Here is a 26,723-nt window from a genome sequence, read left to right on the forward strand (position 1 = left end):
CTCCCTGTGCCCTACTGCTTATGTCGAGTACCATTCTCGTCGTCGAAGACGAACCCGCCATTCAGGAATTGATCGCCGTTAATCTGTCGTTTGCCGGCCATAAAGTCCTGCGCGCCTTCGACGCCGAGCAAGCTCAAACGCTCATCAGCGCCGAGCTCCCTGACCTGATTCTGCTGGACTGGATGCTACCCGGGACCTCCGGGCTGGCGTTGGCGCGCAAGCTGCGCGCCAACGAACGCACGCGCGGCGTGCCCGTCATCATGCTGACGGCCAAAGGCGCAGAACAGGACAAAGTCGACGGCCTGGAGGCCGGCGCCGACGACTACATCACCAAGCCGTTTTCCCCGAAAGAGCTGGTCGCCCGGATCAAGGCGGTGCTGCGCCGCCGTGCGCCACAGCTGACCGATGACATCATCGAGGTGGGCGCGCTCAAGCTCGATCCGACGACGCATCGCCTGCTGGGCAACGATGCGCCGCTGGCCATCGGGCCGACGGAATTCCGGCTGCTGCACTTTTTCATGACACATCCCGAACGGGTCTTCTCACGCTCGCAACTGCTGGATCAGGTGTGGGGGGATCATGTCTTTGTGGAAGAGCGTACAGTGGACGTACATATCCGGCGGCTGCGCCGCGCGCTGGAACCCTCGGGGCATGACGCCCACATCGAAACCGTGCGCGGCAGCGGGTACCGATTCACCGCCAGGCCGCCCGCGCGATAAGCCGCCGCGATGATCTGGCTGCGCACCCTCATCCTGCTTGTCCTGTGGGCCCTGCTCGCCTGGGGCTTGCAACGGCTCATCGGCGATCCGGCCGGTTGGATAACGTTCTCGGGCGGGCTGGTGTTTTTGCTGCTGTGGCGCGCCTGGCGTATGCGCGCGGTGTCGCACTGGGCCCATCACCCGGAAACCGCGCCGCCACCCTCTGTCGGCCCCTGGGACGACATTCTCGCTCCGCTTTATCGCTATACGCGCGCCCGCGCCCGCGAACTGACCGAGGCGCGCGCCACCATGCAAAGCATGCTGTCTGCCGCCCAGGCCCTGCCGGACGGCATCGTGACCCTGAGCCGGGACTTTCACCTCGAATGGTGTAATCGCGTGGCGCGGCATCACTTGTCCCTCAGCCTGCCAGACGATCGCGGCCAGAATCTGTTGAATCTGCTGCGCGCGCCCGAGTTTGTCGCGTACGCGCAGCGCGAGGAATGGTCCGAGCCCATCATCGTGCGCCTTACCCACGGGGATCAGGAGCGCGCCATGATGATGCATCTGGCGGCCTATGCGAGCGACCGGCGTCTGTTGATCACGCGCGATGTCTCGCAGATCGAGAAGCTGGAAACGACGCGCCGCGACTTCGTCGCCAATGTGTCGCACGAGCTGCGCACGCCGTTGACCGTGCTGGCGGGCTTTGTGGAAACCTTGCGCGACATGCCCTCTGATGCACTGACCGATGAACAGCGCAGTCAGTATCTGGGCCTGATGCACGAGCAGGCCGCGCGCATGCAGGCGATCGTCGAGGACCTGCTCACGCTGTCCACGCTGGAATCGTCGCCTGTTTCGGATCTGCGCCCCGTGCAGGCGCCCACGGTACTGCTGACGCTACGCCAGCAAATCGAGGCGCTTTCGGCAGGACGACACAATTTTCAGTGGGACATCAATGAATCCGTCGATGTCCTCGGGGCGCAATCCGAGATGTCCTCGGCCATGTCAAATCTCCTCACCAATGCCGTGCGCTACACCCCGGAAGGCGGAACCATCACGGTAAATTGGCAAAGCACACCCGATGGCGGCGCGCGCTACAGCGTGCAGGATACGGGCATCGGCATCGCCGCCCAGCATATTCCCCGGCTGACCGAACGCTTCTATCGCGTGGATCGCGGGCGCTCGCGCGCTGTGGGCGGCACGGGGCTGGGACTGGCGATTACCAAGCACATCGCGATTCGCCATGATGCGGAATTGGTGATCACGAGCGAGGTCGGTCGCGGCAGTACGTTTGCGCTGCAGTTTCCGCCTGAGCGTGTCGCGGCCGATTGACGGCGCCCTGTACGAACTGCGCTACAGGAGCAGGCACGTCCCGTGCGGCGAAATCGCGATCGCCTTACCGTCCGAGTGGGTTCTCGTTGATGTGGGCATGCTGTCCTTCACAATGAATGGATGAAACGCGCGTGCCGGACGCGCCGGGCCGCATCTGCCCGGCCTCCGCTTTAACAGCGTTCATTCCGTGCCGACCTACCTGAGCGGCGTTGCATCGAAAACTCGCTTTTTATTGCCCTTGCCTTATCCGTACCTATGACCAAGATCGTCCTGTTCGAGAATGTCCATCCCAGCGCCCGTGAGGTCTTTGCCGCGGCGGGCTATACCGACATCGTCACGCATGCGACCGCGTTGCCGCCCGCCGAACTGCGCGAGGCATTGCGCGGCGCGCAGGTGGTGGGCATACGTTCTCGCACGCAAATGGACGCCGAGGCGTTTGCAGCCGCCACCGATCTGCGTGTGGTGGGATGCTTTTGCATCGGCACCAATCAGGTCGATCTGGACCACGCCATGAATCGCGGCATTCCCGTGTTCAATGCGCCGTTTTCCAACACCCGCTCGGTCGCCGAGCTGGTGCTAGGCGAGGCGATCTTGCTGTTGCGCCGTATCCCTGAAAAGAACGAGCGCGTGCATCAAGGCCACTGGGACAAGACCGCCAAGGGCGCATTCGAGACACGCGGCAAAACGCTGGGCATCGTGGGCTATGGCAACATCGGTTCGCAGATCAGCACGCTGGCCGAAAGCATCGGCATGCGCGTGGTGTTCCACGATGTCGAAGCCAAACTGCCACGCGGAAATGCCCGCGCGGTGACGACGTTGACGGAACTGCTGGAGCAGGCCGATGTCGTGACCTTGCACGTCCCCGGAGGCGCGAGCACCGAAAACCTGATTAACGCGCAGACGCTCACGCATATGAAGCGAGGCGCGATCCTCATCAATGCGTCGCGTGGCACGGTCGTCGATATCGATGCGTTGCATGAGGCACTGAAATCCGGCCATCTGGGTGGCGCGGCGCTGGACGTATTCCCCACCGAGCCCAAGGGGCCGAACGAGCCGCTAGACAGCCCGCTGATCGGCATGCCGAACGTGCTGCTCACGCCCCATATCGGCGGCAGCACACAGGAATCGCAGGAAAACATCGGCCGCGAAGTCGCGGAAAAATTGGTGCGCTTCATGCAAGCCGGCACGACCAAGGGCGCGGTGAATTTCCCGGAATTGCCGTATCTGGAGCCCACGGGCAAGGCGCGCATTTTGCACGTACACCGCAATGCGCCGGGCGCGCTGGGCACGCTGGACAACTTGCTCGCCGAACAAGGGCTCAACATCCTCAGCCAAAGCCTGCAAACGCGTGGCCAGATCGGCTATGTGATCACCGACGTGGACGGCGAGGTCAGCGAAGCAGTGCTGGCCAAGCTGTGCGCGCATCCGATCACGGTGCGCTGCGATCTGGTGTAGTTCGGGTCAATTGCGCGAGGCGCGCTCGAAACATTCGATCAAGTGCGAGACCGGCGAGCCCGGCTCCAGCGACAAAGGCGCGATCAGGCCGATTTCCCGGTGAAAACCAGCCTCGCCCAGATCATCCAAACGCAAGCCGCGCGCGTCGAATTGCCGGGTGCGCGGCACCAGCGCCACGCCTAGCCCGCCTCGCACGAGATTGGCGATCGCGTCCATCTCATCGAGCTCGACCGCTTCTTGCACCACGATGCGCTGCTTTTTTAGAAACAAATCCACCAGCCGGCCGCCAAACGAAGAACGGTCATAGCGAATAAACGGTTGAGTGCTTAAAGCCTCGCGCCAGCTCTGAGCGGGAAAGTCGGCCGGCACCGCCAGCACAATGGGCTCGCGCGCCAAGGGCCGCCACGCCAGCTCTGGCGGCAACGCAAAGGGCGGGCGCAGCATCACGGCCATATCGATTTCCCCGGCATCGACTTGTCCCAGCAGAGACAGGGACACACCGGGCATCACGCGCACGCGTACATCGGGAAAGGTCACGCGAAAGTCTTTGAGCGCCCCTACAAGCAGATGCTGCTGGACCGATGCAATCGCGCCGATGCGCAGCAGGCCTTTCACGCGCCCTGCCCCCACCGATACCGCCATGCGCTCGGCCATGGCGACGAGGTCTTCGGCCTGCGGCAATAGATCGCGGCCGGCGGCGTTGAGCACGGCGGATTTCCCCGTGCGCTCGAAGAGCTCCACGCCCAGGTAATCCTCCAGACGCCGCATCTGGGCGCTGACAGCGGATTGCGTCAGACCGAGCGAGCGCCCCGCCCCCGTGAACGTTCCGTCGCGCGCCACGGCGATAAAAGTCTTGAATTCTCGAATCACAGCTTAAGATATAGCATCGATTTTATTTATGCTCAGTGCGAAAAAATATCGTTTTTCTATCAAAAAAACAATCGCTAAACTTATAACCATGCATTCGGCACCTGCTCGCATGAACCTGCGACATTTGGGTCCGGCAGACAAAACGATTTTGATTTACGCTTATCGACTTGGAGTCATAAATGAGCACACCCGCTACTCTCCCCCCTTTCCATCTGGCATTCCCGGTTCGCGATATTGCCGAAGCGCGCGCTTTCTACGGCGAGCTGCTGGGCTGTCCCGAGGGACGTAGCGCCCCGGAATGGGTGGACTTCAACTTCTACGGCCACCAAATCGTCGCCCACTTGTCGCCCGAGGAATGTGGCCACAAGGCGACCAGCTCGGTGGACGACCATCAAGTGCCGGTACGCCACTTCGGCGCCGTGCTGCCGATGGAAGACTGGGAAGCCCTGGCCAAGAAACTCACCGACGCTGGCACGAAGTTCGTGATCGAACCCTACGTGCGTTTCAAGGGCGAAGTCGGTGAACAGGCCACGATGTTCTTCCTGGATCCGTCGGGCAACGCACTGGAATTCAAGGCGTTCAAGAACATTGAATCGTTGTTTGCAAAATAATCCGTTCGGAGGCGGTTGACCTGGTGCAATCTTTTTCTTTTCCTTCCAGTTCCACCGCCTGGCGCATCCGCCCACAAGGCGACCGATGCGTGATGGTGTATTTCGGCGATCGGATCGACATGTCGATCGGTCGCCTGTGCCTCGCGGCCGCAAGGCTGGTGCGCGAGGCTAACCTGCCCGGCGTCATGGACGTCGTGCCTTCTTTTATCGCGCTGGCCGTCCATTACCAGCCGACGGGCGTGCATCGCCCGCGCTTTCATGAGCTGGCCGCGCAGATCGACGCGATCTTGCACCAGGGTCTCGATCCCCAAGCTCAGGAAGCCGACACGCAAGCCGGACGCGAGGTGGAAATCCCCGTGTGTTACGGCGGCGAATATGGTCCTGACCTGCAAGACGTGGCGCGTCATGCGGGGTTGACGCCTGATGAAGTCGTGGACTTGCACACGCAGCCAGGGGCTTTCGTTTTCATGCTGGGCTTTGCGCCTGGGGCGCCGTATATCGGCGTGCACGATGAGCGTTTGAATATTCCTCGCCGCGCTTCTCCGCGTACCGCCGTGCCTGCAGGCTCGGTGGCGGTTGCCAATCGACAGTCCGTGCTCTACCCGAGCCGATCGCCGGGTGGCTGGAACATTATTGGCGCCACCCCGCTATCCCTGTTTGACCCGCACGGCACGCCAGCCACCCTGCTACAGCCCGGCGACCGCGTGCGGTTTGTTCCTATCGAAGAAGCCGAGTACCGCCGGCTGTTGGAGGCTCGGCGATGAGCATACGTGTCCTGAAACCCGGTTTGCTTTCCACGTTCCAAGATGCCGGCCGAACCGGTAGTCAGCATTTGGGCGTACAGGTCAGCGGCGCCATGGATCCACGTGCGCACCGTTTGGCCAACCTGCTGGTGGGCAACGAGGCCGACCTGGCCACGCTGGAAATCACCATGCTCGGGCCGACGCTGCAGTTCGAGGCGCCGGCCTGTTTCGCCATCGCTGGCGCGGACATGCAGGCGATGTTGAACGATTCGCCCGTTCCGAATCACCGACCCCTGGTGGCGCGCGCGGGCGATGTGTTGACGCTGGGCCCGGCCACGCCGGGAAGCGGCGTGCGGGCCTATCTGGCCGTGCATGGCGGCTATGAGCTCGCCCCCGTCTTGGCCAGTACCAGCACGGACATCCGTGGCGCATTCGGCGGCCATGCAGGCCGCGCCCTGACAAAGAACGACCTCATCGGCTTGCGCTACGCGCTGCCGGACAGCGAAGACGATTTATCCGACCTCGCGCAAACGCTATGGCAAGTGCGCATTTATTTGCCGGCCGCGCTGGCGTTACGCCCGCGTAGCCGCTTGCGTGTGCTGCCCGGCGTGCATTGGGATGAATTCACGGCCGAGTCGCAACGCGAACTGCTGGAGGCGGAATACCGCATCAGCACGCAGTCCGATCGCATGGGCTACCGCCTGGAAGGCCCGAAGTTGTCCATGACGACTCCCCGCCAGATCCTGTCCGAAGCCGCGAGCTTTGGGACGATCCAGGTGCCGTCGGGTGGCGAAGCAATCGTGTTGATGGCCGATCGACAGAGTACGGGCGGGTATCCCAAGATTGCCCAGGTCATTTCAGTGGACTTGCCGGATCTGGCTCAGCGCCGCCCGGGTCAACCAGTGTGTTTCGCACCCGTGGAGCTGGACGAGGCGCAGCAACTGGACAGTGAACTCGAGGACGCTTTTGAGCAGGTTCATGAGGTACTCGCCGCCGCGAGAACGGTCTTAGAGAGCATTGCGAAGCCCAAATAAACACCGAGCACGGCTTGGACGCTTTTAAATGCCACACTCGAGGCCTGCGAAGACGCGGCATTGAGTGTCGAACACGAATCACCTGACGCAATACCGATCACATCACTTTTGGAGCAGCACCCCATGTCCGCCTCTCAATCACTCGTCATCGATCTCAACTGCGATATGGGCGAGAGCTATGGCGCTTGGCATATGGGCAATGACATTGCCGTACTGCCTTTCGTCAGTTCGGCTAACGTGGCCTGTGGGTACCACGCGGGCGATCCCTCGACGATGCGCAAGACCGTGGCGGCAGCCATCGAACATAAGGTGGCGGTAGGCGCTCACCCTAGCCTGCCGGATCTGGTTGGCTTTGGTCGTCGCACCATGCAGATCACGCCGCAAGAAGCCTACGATATGGTGGTCTGTCAGATCGGAGCGCTCGCCGCGGTGGCTGCTACACAGGGGGCACGCTTGCATCATGTGAAGGCGCATGGGGCACTATACAACATGGCTGCTAAAGACCGTGCCTTGTCGGATGCCATCTGCCGTGCGGTTCGCGATGTTGACGCCAGTCTTGTTCTGTATGGTCTGGCGGGTAGCCAGCTGATTGCGGCTGCTCAGGACCTGGGCCTGCGTGCGGCGAGCGAGGTATTCGCGGATCGCTCGTATCAGGATGATGGATCGCTGACGCCGCGCAGCCAGCCTGGGGCCATGATCGAAGACGTGGACACCGCTATCGCCCAGGTACTGAACATGGTGCAGAATCGCGTCGTTCGCTCGGTCAACGGCCGTGATGTGGCCGTGCAGGCGGATACGCTTTGCATTCACGGGGATCAGCCTAATGCGTTGGTGTTTGCCCGGGCGTTGCGGGAGGCGCTTAGCAAGGCGGGGATTGAGGTTCGTGCGGTTTGAACTGAACGCTATCGGTCGTTGTGAATTACGCCGAGCTTGGCGTCATGCTGGGTGGGTTTGAGTTTTTTTGGCCGTTGTTGCGGCACTGGATTACTTCTGGACGTCGCTGTGGGGCAGTGGCCGCGTTGGGGCTTCACGTGGCCGGTCGGCCGCCTGCGCGTCCGACATCGCTTCGCTCACCTCGTCCGGCCCGTTCGGGCCTACCTACGGTGTCCGCTCGCTCGGCCACGAGGCGCCCCAACGCGGCCACTGCCCCACAGCGACTCGCATTGTCTTCAGTCGTGACTTTGCTGGGACGGGTTTCGCTTGTAGGCTTCGTAGGCGCAGCCGTGCTCAGGGACAAAGATCTTGCGGGGCCGCTATTACCGGGCGCCTACGGGCGCGCCCGGTAATAGCATTCGGTCCGGGAGGAGCGGGCCGGCAGCCGGGGGGTGAAGTGAGGCTAAATGGACAAATGACGCAGCCGTGTGAACGGCTACGGTGAGCTTCGCAAATCGGATCTGTAGCCACTCACGGCGCGCGCGCCACGTTACGGCTGGCTCACACTTGGCAAATCAAGCATTAAAGAAAGCAGGCCACAAATGACGCTGCCCCTGCTACCACACTCGATCCGCCCATTCCAAATGAAACCCACCTTGAACGACAACCTGCCCGATCGCTAAAACGGGGCGCGCAGGGCGCCCCGTTTTAGCAGCCCCGCAAAGTCCTTCATAGCGAAACCACGCCGGCAAAAATGCCAAGCAAACCACCCTCCCCGCCAACGCCGCGAACCCGAGCTAACGCCAGTCGGCGCGGGGTGCGCGGGCGGTTGGGGCGCCTCGAGGTCGAGCGAGCGGAAGTCGAAGGGAGCGCGAAGGCGCGGACGAGACGAGCGACGCGGTGTCCGGCGCCCGCGCGCCGGACCGACCTCGTGAAGCCCCAACCGCCCGCGCACCCCGCGCCGACGACCAAAAGCACGCAACCGCAACCGGCGACCTAATAGGCCCCCCACACACGACGCCCCGCCAGGCCACCAGCCAAGCGGGCAAGCAGGCAAGCTAGACAAGCACCCGCTCAATCCCACCCGCATTAGCCCGCTGCACATACTCCTGCATCCACTGCTCACCCAGGATATGCCGCGCCATCTCAACAACGATGTAGTCAGCCTCCATAGCCGTATCACCCTCATACCGCGACAGTCCTTGCAAGCAAGACGGGCAAGACGTCAGCACCTTCACCTCGCCGGTATAGCCATCCTTGCGCACCGCTTTCTGATTCTTCTGCAGCTCTTCCTGCTTACGGAATCGAACCTGCGTCGACACATCCGGACGCGTCACCGCCAGCGTGCCTGACTCGCCGCAACAACGATCCGTCTTGATCGCGCCCTCGCCCACGAGCGAACGCACGGTCTTCATCGGGTCCTGCAGCTTCATCGGCGTATGGCAGGGATCGTGATACACGTAGCGCGCACCAGTCACCCCATCGAGCTTGATGCCTTTTTCCAGCAGATATTCGTGAATGTCGATCAACCGGCAACCCGGGAAGATCTTCTCGAATTCATAACCGGCCAGCTGGTCATAACACGTGCCGCAGCTCACCACCACGGTCTTGATGTCCAGATAGTTCAGCGTGTTCGCCACACGGTGGAACAGCACCCGGTTATCCGTGATGATCTGCTCGGCCTTGTCCGTCATGCCATTGCCGCGTTGCGGGTAACCGCAGCACAGATAGCCCGGCGGCAATACCGTCTGCACACCCGCATGCCACAACATCGCCTGCGTGGCGAGCCCCACCTGCGAGAACAAACGCTCTGATCCGCAACCGGGGAAATAGAACACCGCCTCCGTATCCGCCGAGGTCGTCTTCGGATCGCGGATGATGGGTACGTAGTTCGCGTCCTCGATATCCAGCAGCTTGCGCGCGCTTTGCTTGGGCAGACCGCCTGGCATCTTCTTGTTGACGAAGTGCACAATCTGCTCACGCATCGGCGGCTTGCCGACCGTGGCCGGCGGATGCGCAGTCTGCTTGCGAGCAAACGACGACAGCAAATCGTTGGCCATGCGCTGCGCCTTATAGCCCACGCCCACCATCGCCTTGCGCGTCGCGTTAATCGTCGCCGGGTCCTTGGCGTTCAAGAAGAACATCGCAGCCGCGGTGCCCGGATTGAACGACTTGCGCCCCATCTTGCGCAACACCGCGCGCATGTTCATCGACACATCGCCGAAATCGATATCCACCGGGCACGGGTTGTAGCATTTGTGGCAGACCGTGCAGTGGTCGGCCACGTCTTCGAACTCTTCCCAATGCTTCAGGCTCACGCCACGGCGGGTCTGTTCCTCGTACAGGAAAGCCTCGATCAGCAACGAGGTCGCGAGGATCTTATTGCGCGGCGAATACAGCAGATTCGCGCGCGGCACATGGGTGGCACAGACCGGCTTGCATTTACCGCAACGCAAGCAGTCCTTGATCGATTCCGAAATCGCCCCGATATCGCTTTGCTGCATGATGAGCGATTCATGGCCCATCAAGCCAAAGCTCGGCGTCCACGCATGGCGCAAATCCGCGCCCGGCATGAGTTTGCCGGCGTTGAAATGCCCGTTCGGATCGACGCGGCGCTTGTATTCCTGGAACGGGGCGAGCTCCGCCTCGGTCAGGAATTCGTACTTCGTCAAGCCAATACCATGCTCACCCGAAATCACCCCATCCAGATCGCGCGCGATCTGCATGATGCGGTCCACCGCCTGGTGGGCCTCGGTGAGCATTTCGTAGTCGTCGGAGTTGACCGGGATATTGGTGTGAACGTTGCCGTCGCCCGCGTGCATGTGCAGCGCGACAAAGACGCGGCCCTTCAACACACGGGCGTGGATGGCACGGAGCTCATCGACGATGTGCTTGCCCGTCGCGCCGGCGAACACCTGCTGTAGCTGCGCGAGCACTTCGGTCTTCCACGACACGCGTATGGTGTGGTCCTGCACCACATCGAACACGCGCGCATCCGGCTGCGCGGCCACGCGATCGGCCAACGCGCCTTGCAGCGAAGTGAGCCCCAGCCCAGCCAGATCCGGCAGCGCCTGACGCAGCGGCATATCCAGATTGTCCAGCAGCCATTGCCAACGACGGCGCACCGTCGTCAATAGCATTAAGGCGTGCTGCGTACGCTCGGCCAGCGTCTCGCTGCGCGTCAGCTCGTCGTCTTCGTCCTCGGCCTTGCCCACGGGCAGCGGCTCGGACAAATAAGCCTCCAGCGCATTGAGCAGCTTGAGCTTGTTGCGCGTGGACAGCTCGATATTGATGCGTTCGATGTGGTCCGTGTACTCGCCCATGCGCGACAGCGGAATCACCACGTCTTCATTGATCTTGAAGGCGTTGGTGTGACGCGCGATGGCGGCCGTGCGCGAGCGGTCCAGCCAGAATTTCTTGCGGGCTTCGGCGCTCACGGCCACGAAGCCTTCGCCGTGACGCGTGTTGGCCAGACGCACGACCTCGCTGGCCGCCACGGCCACCGCGTCCTCGTCATCGCCCACGATATCGCCAATCAGCACCATCTTGGGCAAGGTGCCGCGCTTGCTCTTGGTCGCATAGCCGACGGCACGCAGATAGCGTTCGTCCAGGTGCTCCAGACCCGCGAGAATCGCGCCACGCTCACGGCCTTCGCCGTCGAGGTAGTTCTTCACCTCGACGATCGACGGAATCGCATCACGTGCCTGGCCAAAGAACTCCATACACACGGTGCGCGTATGGCGCGGCATGCGATGCAACACCCAGCGAGCCGAGGTGATCAGGCCGTCGCAGCCCTCTTTCTGCACACCCGGCAGACCGGCGAGGAACTTGTCGGTCACATCTTTGCCCAGGCCTTCCTTGCGGAACACACGACCGGCGATTTCCAGCGTCTCGGTCTTGAGCAACTTTTCGCCCGGCTTGGCCGCGCCGTCGAACCATTTCAGTTCAAAGCGCGCGACATCGACGTCGTGGATCTTGCCCAGATTGTGTTCGAGACGGGTGACTTCCAGCCAGTTGCCGTCCGGATCGACCATGCGCCACCAGGCGAGGTTATCCAGCGCGGTACCCCACAGCACGGCTTTCTTGCCGCCCGCGTTCATGGCGATATTGCCGCCCACACAGGAGGCTTCGGCCGAGGTCGGGTCCACGGCGAATACGTAGCCGGCCTGCTCGGCGGCCTCGGACACGCGCTTGGTGACCACACCGGCGCCGGCATAAATCACGGCGGCAGGTTCGGTCAGGCCCGGCAAAATACAGGTTTCGACCGCGCCTAGCGTGTCGAATTTCTCGGTATTGATGACGGCCGACTTCCAGGTCAGCGGAATCGCGCCACCCGTGTAGCCGGTACCGCCGCCACGCGGCACAATTGTCAGGCCCAGCTCGATACAGCCGCGCACCAGCGCCGCGATTTCCAATTCGCTATCCGGCGTCAGCACGACAAACGGATATTCCACCCGCCAGTCGGTCGCGTCCGTGACGTGCGACACACGCGACAAGCCGTCGAACTTGATGTTGTCCTTGGCGGTGATGCGGCCCAGAACCTTTTGCACCTGCTTGCGCAGATGGGCGGTCTGGTCGAATTCGCTCTCGAATGCCGCGATGGCCGAGCGCGCGCGCGCCAGCAACTCGACGACCTTGTGGTCGCGCTCCGGGTCGTGCCCCGGCTCGGTGGGCGAATTCGGCTCGCGACGCTTGTCGATTTCGGCCAGACGGTGATGGAGGGCCTCGATCAGCAGCTTGCGGCGCTTGGGATTTTCCAGCAGGTCGTCCTGCAGGTACGGATTGCGCCGCACCACCCAGATATCGCCCAGGACTTCGTACAACATCCGCGCGGATCGGCCCGTGCGGCGTTCGCCACGCAGGTCGCTCACCCATTGCCAAGCGTCTTCGCCCAGCAGGCGGCCGACGATTTCACGATCGGAGAACGAGGTGTAGTTGTACGGAATTTCGCGCAGACGCGCGTTGGCAGCAGGCGAGAGCGCCTCGGCAAGGATCTGACTGGGGAGAGGGGCGTTCATGAACAGACGAGGAGTGGGCCCTTAAAGAGCTATTTTATGACATCGCGCAAAAATTGCCCGGCGCAGGGCCAGACGCCGCTACAGAGTCTGAGGGAAAAACCACAGCAGCCCCGCCGTCATCACCGCATAACGGGCGAATTTGCCGATCGCCATATAGACCACGCAGGGCCAAAAGGACAGACGCAACCAGCCGGCCACGGCGCACAAGGGGTCGCCGACCGCAGGCAACCAGGATAATAACAATGCCGGGGGCCCGAGGCGGCTTAACCACCGGTCGGCGTAACGGTGCCAGCGGTCGCGGGTGGCGGAATGCGGGCTTTTTAACGTGCCCTGGGCAGGGTCGCCATCTTGGTCCAGATTGGCCGCACCTGAGCCGGCCGCACCTGCGCCGGCCGCACCTAAGCCGGCGGCGTGCTTTTCCCGCCACCGGTCCATCGCGCGCGCCGCGCCCAGACCCATGGCATAGCTGATCATGCCGCCTATCGTATTGCCCACCGTCGCTACGATCACGGCCGGCCAGAACATGTCGGGGGCCAACTTCACATAGCCAAACACCGCGGGCTCCGACCCCAGGGGTAGCAAGGTGGCCGAAATCAGGCTGATCAAGAAAATAGCCGGCAAGCCGATGGTCGGTAGCGCCAGCAGGGCCAACAAACTATGAACCGCATTCAGTAGAGTCTGTTCCATGAGTTTCCCGGTAATGCGCTGCACGCGGCCTCGCGGCCAAGCATGGGATACCCGAGCAAGCTGGAGAGTCTTTCCCGCCTCGGGCAGCGCGGCAGTGTATCCTGTCTAGGCCGTGAGGGTGAATGGCTGTGGTAATCTGGCCGACGCTGTTTTCACCCCGGCTGTTTACGCCATCATGTCCGAAGATTATCTAAAACGCATACTGACCTCCAAGGTCTACGACGTCGCTGTCGAATCCCCTCTCGAACCCGCTACCCGCCTGTCTCAGCGAATTTCGAACACGGTTCTGCTCAAGCGTGAAGATACTCAGGCCGTTTTCAGCTTCAAGCTGCGCGGCGCCTACAACAAGATGGCGAATCTGACGGACGCGGCGCGTCAACGCGGCGTGATCGCGGCCTCGGCCGGCAACCATGCGCAAGGGGTGGCGCTGGCCGCGCGCCGGCTGGGCTGCCGCGCGGTCATCGTGATGCCCACCACCAGCCCGCAGGTAAAAGTCGACGCCGTGCGCAGCCTGGGCGGCGAGGTCGTCCTGGCTGGCGAGAGCTTTACCGACGCCTACAACCACGCGTTGACGCTGGAAAAGAAAGAGAAACTCACCTTCGTCCACCCCTTCGATGACCCCGATGTCATTGCCGGTCAGGGCACCGTGGGGATGGAAATTCTGCGCCAACATCCAGGACCGATTGAAGCGATTTTCGTCGCCATCGGCGGCGGTGGTCTCGTCTCGGGCGTAGCGGCCTATGTCAAGCAACTGCGCCCCGAAATCAAGATCATCGGCGTACAGACCGAGGACTCGGACGCCATGATGCGCAGCGTGCGCGCGGGCCGCCGGGTGCAATTGAACGATGTCGGCTTGTTTTCCGACGGTACGGCCGTGAAAATGGTCGGCGCCGAGACCTTCCGCCTGACGCGCAAGTATGTCGATGATTTCGTCGTGGTCGATACGGATGCGATCTGTGCGGCGATCAAGGACGTGTTTACCGACACGCGTAGCGTGCTCGAACCCGCGGGTGCCATGGCCGTCGCGGGCGCCAAGCAATACGCTGCCGCCAACAAGCTCAAAGGTAAAACGCTGGTCGCCATCGCTTGCGGCGCGAACATGAACTTTGATCGTCTGCGCTTCGTGGCTGAGCGCGCCGAAGTCGGTGAAATGCGCGAGGCGATTTTCGCCGTCACGCTGCCCGAACAGCGCGGCAGTTTCCGCCGCTTCTGCGAGTTGGTCGGCAACCGCAGCGTGACCGAGTTTAATTATCGGATCTCGGATGCCCAGCGCGCGCACGTGTTTGTCGGCGTGCAGATCAGTTCACCCAATGAGCCCGAGAAAATCGCCGCCAACTTCCGTCGCCACGGTTTTGACACCTTGGACCTGACGCAAGACGAAATGGCCAAGACCCACTTGCGCCATATGGTTGGAGGCCGCTCGACGCTGGCCAACAACGAGCTGCTCTATCGCTTTGAATTCCCGGAACGCCCGGGCGCGCTGATGCGTTTCTTGAACGCCATGAACCCCGAGTGGAACATCAGCCTGTTTCACTACCGCAATCAGGGCGCGGACTATGGCCGTATCTTGATCGGGATTCAGGTTCCGCCGGCGGACAAAAAGCTTTTCAAGCAGTTTGTCGCGGAGCTGGGCTACCCGCATTGGAACGAGACCGACAATCCGGCGTACAAGCTGTTCCTCTAACCCCAATCAACGCAACAATATGCCCGCCAATGCGGGCATATTTATTTGTGCAGCGCGGCGAATCGCTACTCAGTTGTCGTCCGCACCGTCATAACGGCAGACCGTGAACAATGGCGTGCCCGTGGTCGCGATCTTGGCCGAGCCGCCCAAATCCGGCAGATCTACAATCGCCGCCGCCTCGACCACATTGGCACCCAGCCGCTGCAGCAACTTGATCGCCGCCATCATCGTGCCACCCGTGGCAATCAGGTCATCCACCAGCAACACCCGCTGACCCGGACGCACTGCATCGGTGTGCATCTCGACTTTCGAGTTGCCATACTCCAACGCGTACTCTTCGGCCACGGTTTGGAACGGCAGCTTGCCGCTCTTGCGCACCGGCACAAAGCCCAGATTCAATTCGTAAGCCAGCACGCTGCCGATAATGAATCCGCGCGCGTCCACGCCAGCGACCAAATCGAGGCGCTGGCGCATATAGCGATAAACGAATAAATCGATCAGCACGCGAAACGTGCGCGGATCCTGCAAGAGCGGCGTAATGTCGCGGAACATCACACCGGGGCGAGGCCAATCGGGAATGCTGCGGATAGTGCGCCGGATGAGTTCGACGGAGTCGGTCTGCATGGGCGTGCCCCGGGGAAAATTAATGCAAGGCGAACTATACCCGGGCGCCCGCGGTTAGGCCAGCGAGTGTGGCGCCAGCACGCCATCTCTCAACACCAACTGTCGGTCCACGGCGCCCGGTGGCAATTTGGCGTGCGTGACCAGCACCACCGTGCGCCCGCGCGCCGCGGCCGCCAAGTCGGTAAAGAACGCGACCTGCGCGGCTTCATCCAAGCCCGCGGTGGGTTCGTCCAACGCCAGCACGGGACACGATGTCAGCAAGGCGCGCGCCAGGCACAGGCGGCGCGCCTGCCCCACCGACAGGCTGGCGCCCGTCTCGCCCACCCAAGTATCCAGCCCCTCGGGCAAGCTGCGCACGAACTCGCCCAGCTTGGCCGCATCCAACGCGCGCCATAGCGCGTCGTCATCGGCCTGCGCGTCACCGATCAACAAATTCGTACGCAGCGTGCCGAGAAACACCGGCGCATCCTGCGGCAGCCACGCGATGCGGCGATGCAGTTCGGCCATCGCGCCATCGCGCAACGCGACGCCTGCATACCGCACACTGCCGGCCTGCGGGTCTTCCAGACGCAATAAAAGCTGAAGCAAAGTGGATTTACCCGCGCCACTCGGCCCCGAGATCGCAACGCGTTCGCCCGCAACAATGCTCAAACTTAGCTCGCGCAGCACTGGCTGCCCGGGTTCGCCATTGGCCAACGGATACGCAAAGGTCACGCGGTCGAATTCGATGTCGCCGCGTTCGGGAAACGCGATCGCCTGTGCCGGATCGCGCTGATCGGGATGCTGCTCGGTCAGCGTCAGGATACGTTGAGCCGCGCTCACCGAGGCGCCCAGGCGCGCCGCGCCGCGCATCAACGGACCCGCCACTTCAAAAAGACCCAGCACCGCCAGCAGTAAACCTGCCAGCAACGGTCCGCTCAAGCGTTCTTGTGCCAAGGCATCCAAACCAAACCAAAGTACGGCCAGCACACACAGGCCGGCGAGGATCTGCACGACCCACGCGCCATTCGCGGCCAAGCCGACTTGACGTTCGCGGGCACGCCCGGAGGCCGCACAGTGACGAGCATACGCATCACGCACTTCACTGGTGGCGTTCAAAGCGATCAGGTCCGCGTGACTCTCAACGGCCTCCAGCGTCGTCGCCCGCAATGCCGCCTGACTTTCCTGCAACGCACGGCCGGGGGCACGCGCTGCCCGCGCCAGCCACGCCGGAATCACCAGACATGCCACGAGCATCGCGGCTGCCAGTATCCATCCGGCAGCGGGCACCCAGACACCTACCACCACTGCCAGCACGGCCGACGCCAGCGCCGCCGTCAGCATGGGAGTCAATACATTCAGAAATACCGTGTCCAGCGCATCGACATCCCCAGTCAAACGTGCAACCAGATCGCCATCGCGGTAGCGGCTCAGCTGTCGTGGTGTGAGCCCCACCAGCGCGTTAAACACCTGACGACGCAGATCAGTCAGCAAGCGCAACGTGGCGCTATGCCCCACCAACCGTTCGGCATATCGTGCGGCAATACGAACGAATGACAGCAAACGCACCAACGCCGACGGCACGAACAAATTAAATACCGCACCCGCTCCCGCGACGGCCGCCGCACTCAGGAACCAGCCCGACACGCCCAATAGCCCTACCCCGGCCACGATCGTGATCAACGCAAGCGTTAACGCGCCCAGCAGCGCGCCGCTACGTTGGCGGTAAACAGCAGGCAGCAAACGCCACAGAGCCTTCATGCCGCCTCCAGCTTGCCATCGACCAGCCGCACAACGCGCGCCAGCCGCTGCGCGACACTAGACGCATGCGTGGCCAGGATAAGGGTTCGCCCTTGGGCAAAATCCAGAATCGCCTCCAACACTTGCGCTTGCGTGGCTTCATCCAGGTGCGCAGTCGGTTCATCCAACAAGATCAAGGCGGGATCGCGCAAGAACAAACGCGCCAACGCGACACGCTGTGCCTGCCCCCCGGAAAGCCCGCGCCCGCGCGGCCCCAGCAGCGTCGCCAAACCCGCCGGCAACGCGTCCGCGAATGCCAGCACCTGGGCACGTCGTGCCGCCTCAAGAACCTCATCATCCGTCGCCGCCGGCCTGCCCAGCCGGATGTTGTCGGCAATACTGCCGGCAAACAGAAAGGGCTTTTGCCCGATCAGCGCCACCCGCTCACGCAAGGCGGCCTCATCCCAATCCGCCAATACGACCCCATCGAGCTCGATATGCCCTTCGCTGCTCCGCATGCGCGTCAGCGCCTCAAGCAGCGTCGTCTTGCCGCTGCCGCTCTCGCCCATCAAGACCACATGTTCACCTGCCGACATGGCGAGCTCAGCCGCCTGCAAGACAGGACGCGTACGATCCGGGGTGTGAATCGTCAATGCCTGTAAACGCAACGTCATGCCTGCGGCCGGCGTTTCATGTCGGGGCGTCGCCGCAGGCATGGCCGTACGCGACGAAACCATCTCGTGCGAGGCGCCCTGCGATATATCGTGCGACGTTCTTCGCCCAACGTTCCCGGCGGCTACGGTTGCTTGCCCCACGCCAGTTCGCTTCCCCTGATTCGGTGCACCCTCGCCCCCTTGCGTATCCGGCAGCCCCTCAAACGCCTGCGCGATCTGCGCTACCGCCGCGCGCGCCGTCGCGCGGTCGTGATAATGCGCTGCGAATTGACGCAGCGGCGCATAAGCCTCCGGGGCCATCAACAAACAGAAAAACCCCGCGTGCAGCGTCAGCGGCGAGGCACGCAGGTCCAGGAAACCTAAATACGTCAGTCCGAAATACACGGCCATGCCCGCCACACCGAGCGCGGCGAAAAACTCCAGTACGGCCGACGACAGAAACGCGATACGCAGCACCGACATCGTGCGCTGACGAATTGCCTCGCTCGCGCTACCCACCAGCGCGGCCTCGGCTTGCGCGCGGCCATACAGCTTCAACGTCGCCAATCCGCGCAGGCGGTCGGCAAAAAATCCAGACAGTCGCGCCATCGCGCGCACATGACGGCGGCTAGCCGCCTCGGCACCCCAGCCAATCAGCGCCATGAACATCGGGATCAGCGGCGCGGTGACCAGCAACAGCAGTCCGGCAATCCAATCCGATGGCAACAACACCAAGCCAAACGCCAGCGGCAATATCGCCGCCGACACAGCCGAAGGCAGATAGCGCGCAAAGAAACCGTCCAGTCCCTCGACCTGATCCACCACCGCGCTGGCCAGCTCGCCCGACACCCGCGACCGGGTCCACGTGGGCCCCAGCGCCATCATGCGATCAAAAAGCGCGAGGCGTATGGTTTGTTTGACCCCCTCGGCCGCGCGTGCTCCTGCCCGCTCGCTCACCCACGTCAACAGCGCCCGGACCGCAATCAACGCCACGATGATGCCAATATCGCCCATCAACGCGGCGCGCGGGGCATCACCCATGATGGCCGCATCCAGCACGCGCGCCAGCAACCAGGCCTGCACGAGCAACAGCACCCCACCCACCAACGGCGCCGCTACGGCCAGCGTCAGCGCCGCGCGTGGGATCCGCGCCTGCGCGCTTAGCCAGCGCGTGTGCTCACGCGGCAACGCGCCGCCAACGACAGCAGGGTCTGCGTCGGTGGCGGCGTCGGTCGTCGGCGCCGTGACCGCTGCGATCACGGACGCCTTCATCACAGCATCAGATTGGGGCTGTGTCACGAGTGCACGGCAGCTTTATCCAACCGTTCGGGGTCATGCTCGGCCCCTTCGCGCAGCTCGAACCACATCGCGTTCACGATGCCGAACGCGCATGCCAGGCTCAAGCCCAGAATCCACGAGAAATACCACATCTGTTTATGCTCCCATCGAGGGGTTGAATCTTAATAGGAATTAGGCGTGCCCGAGACCGTCTCGGCCGTGACTTTACCCCGCATGACCCGATACACCCAGGCGGTGTAGGCCGTGATGATGGGCAGGAAAAATACCACACCCAGCAACATGATCCACAACGTCAGCGGGCTGGACGAGGCATCCCAAACCGTCAAGCCAAAGCGCGGCGCCGTCGACGAAGGCATCAGGAACGGGAAAAGCGCCAACCCGACCGTCAGAATGATGCCCGATACCGCCGCCGACGAAAGAATAAAGGTCAGCCAGTATGCCCGCGTGCCGATCAACATCGCCACGAGCAGCGCGCCGCCCACCCCTAACGCCGGCGCGGCCCAGGCCAGCGGCCATTTCTCGAAATTAGCCAACCAGCCGCCCGTCTGCACGGCGACCGTCTTGAGCGCCGGGTCGGACGCGGCCATGAAGTTCACGCCGCTTTCGATCACGTGCCCGTCCATCCCGGCCACCACGAAGCCACCCACCACGAACAACACCGCGGTCAGCAGCGCCGTGATCTGTCCAGCACGGCGTGCGCGCATCGCGACCGCGCCTTCCGTGCGCCAGGCCAACACCACCGCGCCGTGCATGATCAGCATCAACACACTGACCACGCCGGCCAACAAGGCAAACGGACTGAACAGCTGATAGAAATGCCCGTAGTATTCCGGCCGCAACGTGTTGGCGTCGAAGCCGAACGGCACACCCACGATCAGATTGCCCATGGCCACACCAAACACCAGCGCCGCCAGCACCCCCGATGCGCAGAGCAAACCATCCCACGTGTTGCGCCACCGCGTGCCCTCCATCTTGCTGCGGTACTTAAAGCCCACCGGGCGAATGATGAGCGCGATCAACGCCAACATCATGGCCAGATAAAAGCCCGAGAACGACGCCGCATACAGCAAGGGCCATGCCGCAAAGATCGCGCCGCCAGCCGTGATCAGCCACACCTGGTTGCCTTCCCACACCGGCCCGACGACGTTGATCACAACGCGTCTTTCCACATCAGTGCGCGCGACCACCGGCAGCAACGCCGCGATCCCCAGGTCAAAGCCGTCCATCACCGCGAAGGCGATCAACAGCACGCCCAAGAGCGCCCACCACACGACGCGCAGCGTCGCGTAATCCAAAGGTATTAATGATTCCACGTGCGAACTCCGTACTTAAACTGCTTCTGCGGCGACCGCGACCGGGTCGGCTTGCGACGAACGGTGCGCGGGCTTATCCGACTTCGGACCCGCCTTGATCGCATGCAGCATGACCTTCACGCCGATGATCAACAACACGGTGTAGAGCACCAGGAATATCGTCAGGCTCGTCACCAGATCCACGAACGACAGACCGGAGGCGGCATAGTAGGTCGGCAGCACCCCTTCGATAACCCAAGGCTGACGGCCATACTCCGCCACGAACCAGCCCGCCTCGATCGCGATCCATGGCACGGGCAAGCTCCACAGCGCGATCTTCATCAAGCGCGGACGGCGATCCAAACGACCCTTGGACGCCAGCCAGAACGCCACCGCGAAGAAGGCAATCAGATACATACCAGCCGCGACCATGATGCGGAAGGCCCAGAACAGGGGCGCGACCGTCGGGATGGTATCCACCGCCGCTTGCTGAATATCGGCATCGGTGGCTTTGCTCAAATCGGGCTGATACCGCTTGACCAAGAGCGCATAGCCCAGATCCGGCCAGCCCTTTTCCACCGTGGCGCGGGCCTCGGTATCGCTGGGATTGGCGCGCAAGCGCTGCATCGCCTCATAGGTCACGATGCCTTGGCGGATACGACCCTCGGCGCGATGCACCAACTCATCAATACCCAGCATCGGCGTGGTCAACGAACGCGTACCGATAATCCCCATGACGTAGGGAATCTCGATCGCGAAATCGTTCTTGCGCTCTTCTTGATTTGGGATCGCGAACAAATTGAAGCTGGCCGGCGCGGGCTCGGTATGCCACATGGCTTCCATGGCGGCGATCTTCATCTTTTGATGCTCGGTCGTCAGATAGCCGCTCTCGTCACCCAGCACCACGACCGACAGCGAGGCCGCCAGCCCGAAGCTCGCGGCAACCGCCATCGAGCGCTTGGCCAGATCCACATGCCGACGGCGCAGCAGATACCAGGCGCTGACCGACATCACGAACATGGCGCCCGCGACATAACCGGCGCTGACCGTGTGCACGAACTTAGCCTGCGCCACCGGGTTGAAGAACACCGCGGCAAAGTCGGTCATCTCCATGCGCATCGTGTCGGGATTGAATACCGCACCCACCGGGTTCTGCATCCAGCCGTTGGCCACGAGGATCCACAGCGCGGAAAAGTTCGTTCCGAACGCCACCAGCCAGGTCACCACCAGGTGACTGACTTTCGACATACGGTTCCAGCCGAAGAAAAACAGACCGACAAAGGTGGCCTCAAGGAAGAACGCCATCAGCCCTTCCAGCGCGAGCGGCGCGCCGAACACGTCGCCCACGTAATGGCTGTAGTAGGACCAGTTCATCCCGAACTGGAACTCCATCACCACGCCCGTGGCCACACCCAGCGCGAAGTTGATGCCGAACAGCGTGCCCCAGAACATCGTCATGCGGCGCCAGATGTCGCGGCCCGTCATGACGTAGACGCTTTCCATGATGGCCAGAATGAACGACAGGCCCAGCGTCAGTGGTACGAAGATGAAGTGATACATGGCCGTCGCGGCAAACTGCAGCCGCGACAGGTCAACAACGTCCAGGTCAACCATGATCCACTCCTGAACGAATGACGACCATCACCGAAACGCTGGCGCTCGCGCCGGCATAACGGATGTCCCTTGTGGATCGGGACAGATAAAACGACTTCATGGCAATTCTCTTGATGCGCTGCGGCGTCAGTCCCGGCCCCGCAGCTTGCCGGCAAAATCCAATACCTTCTGCACCTTCGTACCCAGGCTCATCAAACGTTTGAGCGTCTCGGGCGGCAGGTCATGCACCTCGTCAAACCACCCGGTCGTCAACTCGATGAGCTCAAGCATTTCCTTCATGCGCCGCTGGGCGTAGACCTCCGACTCGCCCGAGGGCGACTCAAGCAAGGTGTCGCGCAGCAGGGTGAGCGTCGGGTCGATCTCGCGGCGGCGCTTTTCCTCCATGAGGATGCGAAAGATCTCCCAAACGTCCTTCGGCGTGTCGAAGTAATCGCGCCGGTCGCCAACCTGATGCACCAGCCTCACCAAGCGCCAGGACTGCAGCTCCTTGAGCCCCATGCTGACGTTGGATCGCGAAAACCCCAGCGCCTCGGCGATGTCGTCAGCGTTCAGCGGCCGGGACGACAAGAACAGCAAGGCGTACATCTGCCCCACCGTGCGATTGACGCCCCAACGGCTGCCCATTTCGCCAAAGTGCAGGACAAATCGTTCGGTCTGAGGGCTGAGCGGCATAATTTCGTTACTCTAATTTCAGGAATTTCTGAAATTATCGAACAAACCGAATGACAAGGCAAACAGCATGCGCGTCTGCGCTACCAAAGCGAGCTAGAAATCAGGAAGGGGAAGGTGTCACGGCCGAGATGATACGACCGCCGAAGAGAGAAGTTCGCGGATTTTGACCGACAAACGACGATGCAATGACAAAGATCAAAAAAACACGTTATTTCATGGCAATCGCCTCGACACGACTCTGCCCTCGTTAACGAGGCCGTCGTGCCGAGCGGCGATTGCTTCGCGTCACTCGCCGGACGCAGCCTTTACCGTCACCGAGGAAGACACGCGTTTAGCTTTTTCACGTGCCGCTTCGACATCGCTGTCCACCGCCAGCGCCACGCCCATACGGCGTTTGACGAAGGATTCGGGCTTACCGAACAGGCGCACGTCCGTGCCCGGCGACAAGGCCTGCGCCAACCCGTGAAAGCTCACGCCGCGCGATTCCACACCGCCATAGATCACGCTGCTAGCCCCCGGCTGGCGCAGCGACGCGTCCACCGGCAAACCCAGTAACGCACGCGCATGCAGCTCGAATTCGCTTTGCGACTGCGTGATCATGGTCACCATGCCCGTATCGTGCGGACGCGGGCTGACTTCGGAGAACCACACCTGATCGCCCGCGACGAAGAGTTCGACACCAAACACGCCCATGCCGCCCAACTCGCCGGTGATCGCCCGCGCGATTTCGCGCGCGCGCTCCAGCGCGACCGGCGACATAGGATGCGGCTGCCAGCTCTCGACATAATCGCCATCGACCTGACGATGGCCGATCGGCTCGCAGAATTGCGTCTGGATTTGCCCGTCCGCGCCGCGAGCCCGCACGGTCAAGAGCGTGATCTCGTAATCGAAACGGATGAATCCCTCGACAATAATGCGGCCCGCACCCACCCGGCCGCCTTCTTGAGAATATTGCCAAGCCGACGCGATATCGTCCGGCCCGTGGATGACAGACTGGCCTTTCCCCGAGGAAGACATCACCGGCTTGACCACGCAGGGGTAGCCGATGCCCTCGTCGATAGCCGCGCGCAGCTCGGCCTCGCTGTCGACGAATCGATAGGGCGAGGTCGGCAGGCCCAGCGTTTCGGCGGCCAGACGGCGAATGCCTTCACGATTCATGGTCAGTTTCGCCGCGCGCGCCGTGGGCGTGACGCGCACCGCGCCGGCGGCTTCCAGCTCGACCAGAACGTCAGTGGCGATCGCCTCGATCTCGGGCACCACCACATCAGGACGTTCCTCCTCGATCACGCGCCGCAGGGCCTGGGCGTCGGTCATCGGGATCACATGCGCGCGATGCGCGACCTGGTGGCCGGGCGCATCGGCGTAGCGATCCACCGCGATCACTTCCACGCCCAGGCGTTGCAAGGCGATCACGACCTCTTTGCCGAGCTCGCCGGCGCCTAGCAACATGACCCGGGTGGCCGAGGGGGACAGGGGCGTGCCGAGCACGGGCGCGGGGACGGTGGACATGATTGAAAACCTGTGGGAATGAGAATGAACGGATTGAGGCGCGATTTTCGCGCCGTGAGCATGCCATAGCCGCCAAGTCACAGCAACTCTGGGCGTCCTGCGATTAAAATCCGCCCCATGACCGATCATCCTACTCTCTCGCCCGACATGGCGCTTGCCTCGGCGCGTCGCACGCTGCATATCGAAGCGCAAGCGATCACCGACCTCTCCGCGCGCCTGAACGCCGATTTCACGCGCGTGGTGGAGCTATTGCTGAATTGCCGCGGCCGTGTGGTGGTCAGCGGCATCGGCAAGACCGGCCATATCGCGCGCAAGATCGCCGCGACGCTGGCTTCTACCGGCACCCCCGCCTTTTTCGTCCACGCCGCCGAAGCCATCCACGGCGACCTCGGCATGGTGACCCGCGACGATGTGTTAATCGCGATCTCGCATTCGGGCTCGGGCCAGGAACTGCTGACCATTTTGCCGGTGGCGCGCCGCATGGGCGCACGGCTGGTGGCCATGACAGGCAACCCGCAATCCGAATTGGCGCGCCTGGCCGATTTGCACCTGGATACCAGCGTGGCGCAAGAGGCCTGTCCGCTCAATCTGGCGCCCACCGCAAGCACCACGGTGGCCCTCGCCCTGGGCGACGCGCTGGCCGTGGCATGCCTGGAAGCACGCGGTTTTGGTCCCGAGGACTTTGCCCGGTCACACCCCGGCGGCACGCTGGGCCGCCGTCTGCTGACCCACGTGCGCGACGTCATGCGCCAAGGCCCCGCCCTGCCCTTGGTCAAGGAAGACTCCGCCCTGTTTCCCGCGCTCGAGGAAATGTCGGCCAAAGGCATGGGAATGGCCATCGTGGTAGATTCATCAGGCAAGCCGGTTGGAATCTTTACCGATGGCGACTTACGCCGTCTGATTGAACGCCTTGGGGATATCCGTAGTCTAACGGTGGCCCAGGGCATGACCCGCTCGCCGCGCAGCATCGGCCCCGATGCGCTCGCTGTCGACGCCGCGCGCCTGATGGACGAACAGCGTCTGAACCAGATGCTGGTCGTCGACGCCGACGGCGCCCTGCTGGGCGCTTTGCATATGCATGATCTGATGGCTGCCAAGGTAGTATGACGATGACCCTTCCCCGTAGCACCCCCCACCCCGCCGAAGCCCTGGTGCTGGCGCGCGTTGCCCCCGCGATTCGTGAGAGGGCCACGAACGTGCGCCTCATGGTGTTCGACGTCGATGGCGTGCTGACCGACGGCAGCCTCTACTACGGCGAAAACGGCGAAGTATTCAAACGCTTTCATGCCCTCGACGGCCATGGACTGCGTTTGCTGATAGAGGGTGGATTGAAAGTCGCGCTGGTGACTGGCCGATCCGGCCCCATCGCGGCGCGGCGCGCGGCCGAGCTCGGCATCGCCGACGTGATGCAAGGCATCCGCGATAAATCGGCCGCGGTGACCGAACTTGCTCAGCGCCACAACCTCGACCTCACGCAGACGGGATTCATGGGCGATGACATCATCGACTTGCCTGCGATGAAACGTGTGGGCTTTGCGGCCAGCGTACCGAACGCCCCGGGCTACGTCACGCAGGCCGCTCACTGGATCGCCACCAACCCCGGCGGCAGCGGCGCGGTGCGAGAATGCTGCGACCTGCTGCTCGCCGCTCAGGGCCGCCTGGGCGCATTCATGAGCGCGCCGGGCCTGCTCGGTTCTGGCGCGATTCAGTAACACGCGATCTGCAATGAAAGAACGTCTCCCCGCGCTCATCGCTCTCGTTATCTTGATCACGCTGGTGGCGGGCACGTGGTGGGCGGCCGATTACGCACAACGCGCGATTCCGATCGATCCGCCGCGCCGTCTTACCCACGAAATGGACTCCTGGGGCCGCAACTTCGTCATGTTGCGCACCGATCAGACTGGCCGGCCCATCAACCGCATGGAAGGCGACTACGTCGAACACTTTCCCGACGATGACTCCTATCATGTCGAGGCGCCACGCGCGATCGGCCAACACCTGGACAATCCGCTGACCGTCGGCACGGCGAATACGGCCGTGATGGAAAGCGGCGGCAAGCGCATCGTCATGAACGGGCAGGCGCATGTGGTGCGCCAAGCAGACGCGAAAAACGATGCGCTCGATGTGCGCAGCGAACAACTCATCATCGTGCCCGATGAGGATGTGATCTATACCGAACTGCCCGCTGTCGTGCTCAAGGGCAATTCCCGCATGAGTGGCACCGGCATGCACTACAACAACAAAACCCGGCAACTGCAGGTATCCGCGTCCACCGACGTGGAAATTGCTGGCTCCGAAACACGCAGCCGTCCTCGTGACGGCGCCAACCAAGACTGATC

Annotated in this window: 22 protein-coding genes; 11 read left to right on the forward strand and 11 right to left on the reverse strand. The window is 62.6% G+C overall.

The genetic code is table 11. The annotated features are described in order from the left end of the window. Positions 1–20 precede the first annotated feature (20 nt). The 3 genes from phoB to serA all read left to right on the forward strand — a co-directional run bounded on the left by phoB (position 21) and on the right by serA (position 3,482). Positions 21–719 carry a phosphate regulon transcriptional regulator PhoB gene (phoB, locus tag GOQ28_RS09730; RefSeq protein WP_160356306.1) on the forward strand — a complete coding sequence of 233 codons (699 nt, stop codon included), beginning with the start codon at positions 21–23 and terminating at the stop codon, positions 717–719. Positions 720–728: 9 nt separating this feature from the next. Further along, the gene (gene phoR / locus GOQ28_RS09735; RefSeq protein ID WP_160356307.1) at positions 729–2,027 is read left to right on the forward strand and encodes a phosphate regulon sensor histidine kinase PhoR; all 1,299 of its coding nucleotides are present in this window, start codon (positions 729–731) and stop codon (positions 2,025–2,027) included. Between the two features lie 255 nt (positions 2,028–2,282). Further along, a complete protein-coding gene (gene serA, locus GOQ28_RS09740; protein ID WP_160356308.1) occupies positions 2,283–3,482 on the forward strand; it encodes a phosphoglycerate dehydrogenase in 1,200 nt (399 codons plus the stop codon). A gap of 6 nt (positions 3,483–3,488) precedes the next feature. On the opposite strand, the gene GOQ28_RS09745 is transcribed toward serA, so the two are convergent. Continuing rightward, positions 3,489–4,352, reverse strand: coding sequence for a LysR substrate-binding domain-containing protein (locus GOQ28_RS09745; RefSeq protein WP_160356309.1), 864 nt, complete (start codon positions 4,350–4,352; stop codon positions 3,489–3,491). 179 nt (positions 4,353–4,531) lie between these two features. Here GOQ28_RS09745 and GOQ28_RS09750 point away from each other — a divergent pair, with 179 nt between their 5' ends. From GOQ28_RS09750 to GOQ28_RS09765, 4 genes are all read left to right on the forward strand, one after another. After that, positions 4,532–4,963 (forward strand): VOC family protein, encoded by a 432-nt coding sequence (locus tag GOQ28_RS09750; protein WP_160350861.1) that lies wholly within the window; start codon positions 4,532–4,534, stop codon positions 4,961–4,963. A 20-nt stretch (positions 4,964–4,983) separates the two neighbouring features. Next, positions 4,984–5,727, forward strand: coding sequence for a 5-oxoprolinase subunit PxpB (gene pxpB, locus GOQ28_RS09755; protein ID WP_160356464.1), 744 nt, complete (start codon positions 4,984–4,986; stop codon positions 5,725–5,727). Further along, entirely contained in the window at positions 5,724–6,740 is a 1,017-nt protein-coding gene (locus tag GOQ28_RS09760) for a biotin-dependent carboxyltransferase family protein (RefSeq protein ID WP_160356310.1), read from the forward strand. Before pxpB ends, GOQ28_RS09760 begins: the two co-directional genes overlap by 4 nt. Positions 6,741–6,863: 123 nt before the next feature. After that, positions 6,864–7,634 (forward strand): LamB/YcsF family protein, encoded by a 771-nt coding sequence (locus GOQ28_RS09765; RefSeq protein ID WP_160356311.1) that lies wholly within the window; start codon positions 6,864–6,866, stop codon positions 7,632–7,634. Positions 7,635–8,671: 1,037 nt separating this feature from the next. Here the strand turns inward: GOQ28_RS09765 and GOQ28_RS09770 are convergent. Then, positions 8,672–12,631 carry a DUF3683 domain-containing protein gene (locus tag GOQ28_RS09770; RefSeq protein WP_160356312.1) on the reverse strand — a complete coding sequence of 1,320 codons (3,960 nt, stop codon included), beginning with the start codon at positions 12,629–12,631 and terminating at the stop codon, positions 8,672–8,674. A gap of 78 nt (positions 12,632–12,709) precedes the next feature. Further along, a complete protein-coding gene (locus GOQ28_RS09775; protein ID WP_160356313.1) occupies positions 12,710–13,318 on the reverse strand; it encodes a YqaA family protein in 609 nt (202 codons plus the stop codon). 175 nt (positions 13,319–13,493) lie between these two features. On the opposite strand from GOQ28_RS09775, the gene ilvA reads away from it, so the two are divergent. Then, a complete protein-coding gene (gene ilvA / locus GOQ28_RS09780; protein WP_160356314.1) occupies positions 13,494–15,002 on the forward strand; it encodes a threonine ammonia-lyase, biosynthetic in 1,509 nt (502 codons plus the stop codon). A gap of 69 nt (positions 15,003–15,071) precedes the next feature. Here the strand turns inward: ilvA and GOQ28_RS09785 are convergent, their stop codons facing one another. The 8 genes from GOQ28_RS09785 to purT all read right to left on the reverse strand — a co-directional run bounded on the left by GOQ28_RS09785 (position 15,072) and on the right by purT (position 24,384). After that, positions 15,072–15,626, reverse strand: a complete 555-nt coding sequence (locus GOQ28_RS09785) for an adenine phosphoribosyltransferase (RefSeq protein WP_160356315.1) — start codon at positions 15,624–15,626, stop codon at positions 15,072–15,074. A 54-nt stretch (positions 15,627–15,680) separates the two neighbouring features. Continuing rightward, positions 15,681–17,366, reverse strand: a complete 1,686-nt coding sequence (gene cydC, locus GOQ28_RS09790) for a thiol reductant ABC exporter subunit CydC (protein ID WP_160356316.1) — start codon at positions 17,364–17,366, stop codon at positions 15,681–15,683. After that, positions 17,363–19,270 carry a thiol reductant ABC exporter subunit CydD gene (gene cydD / locus GOQ28_RS09795; RefSeq protein WP_160356317.1) on the reverse strand — a complete coding sequence of 636 codons (1,908 nt, stop codon included), beginning with the start codon at positions 19,268–19,270 and terminating at the stop codon, positions 17,363–17,365. Before cydD ends, cydC begins: the two co-directional genes overlap by 4 nt. A 23-nt stretch (positions 19,271–19,293) precedes the next feature. Continuing rightward, complete coding sequence (gene cydX, locus GOQ28_RS09800) at positions 19,294–19,428, reverse strand: cytochrome bd-I oxidase subunit CydX (RefSeq protein ID WP_160350852.1); 135 nt, start codon at positions 19,426–19,428, stop codon at positions 19,294–19,296. A gap of 30 nt (positions 19,429–19,458) precedes the next feature. Further along, positions 19,459–20,610, reverse strand: a complete 1,152-nt coding sequence (cydB, locus tag GOQ28_RS09805; protein WP_160350851.1) for a cytochrome d ubiquinol oxidase subunit II — start codon at positions 20,608–20,610, stop codon at positions 19,459–19,461. Positions 20,611–20,625: 15 nt separating this feature from the next. Then, a complete protein-coding gene (locus tag GOQ28_RS09810) occupies positions 20,626–22,203 on the reverse strand; it encodes a cytochrome ubiquinol oxidase subunit I (protein WP_160350850.1) in 1,578 nt (525 codons plus the stop codon). 126 nt (positions 22,204–22,329) lie between these two features. Further along, a complete protein-coding gene (locus GOQ28_RS09815) occupies positions 22,330–22,875 on the reverse strand; it encodes a GbsR/MarR family transcriptional regulator (protein WP_160356318.1) in 546 nt (181 codons plus the stop codon). 285 nt (positions 22,876–23,160) lie between these two features. Further along, complete coding sequence (purT, locus tag GOQ28_RS09820; RefSeq protein ID WP_160356319.1) at positions 23,161–24,384, reverse strand: formate-dependent phosphoribosylglycinamide formyltransferase; 1,224 nt, start codon at positions 24,382–24,384, stop codon at positions 23,161–23,163. A 117-nt stretch (positions 24,385–24,501) separates the two neighbouring features. On the opposite strand from purT, the gene GOQ28_RS09825 reads away from it, so the two are divergent. The 3 genes from GOQ28_RS09825 to lptC are packed head-to-tail and all read left to right on the forward strand — an operon-like array spanning position 24,502 to position 26,721. Next, positions 24,502–25,491, forward strand: coding sequence for a KpsF/GutQ family sugar-phosphate isomerase (locus tag GOQ28_RS09825; RefSeq protein ID WP_160350847.1), 990 nt, complete (start codon positions 24,502–24,504; stop codon positions 25,489–25,491). Positions 25,492–25,493: 2 nt separating this feature from the next. Next, the gene (locus GOQ28_RS09830; RefSeq protein ID WP_160350430.1) at positions 25,494–26,096 is read left to right on the forward strand and encodes a KdsC family phosphatase; all 603 of its coding nucleotides are present in this window, start codon (positions 25,494–25,496) and stop codon (positions 26,094–26,096) included. Between the two features lie 13 nt (positions 26,097–26,109). Continuing rightward, positions 26,110–26,721, forward strand: a complete 612-nt coding sequence (lptC, locus tag GOQ28_RS09835) for an LPS export ABC transporter periplasmic protein LptC (RefSeq protein ID WP_160350431.1) — start codon at positions 26,110–26,112, stop codon at positions 26,719–26,721. Positions 26,722–26,723 lie beyond the last annotated feature (2 nt).

This window comes from Bordetella sp. 02P26C-1, assembly GCF_009763255.1.
Taxonomy (GTDB): Bacteria; Pseudomonadota; Gammaproteobacteria; order Burkholderiales; family Burkholderiaceae_B; genus Bordetella_A.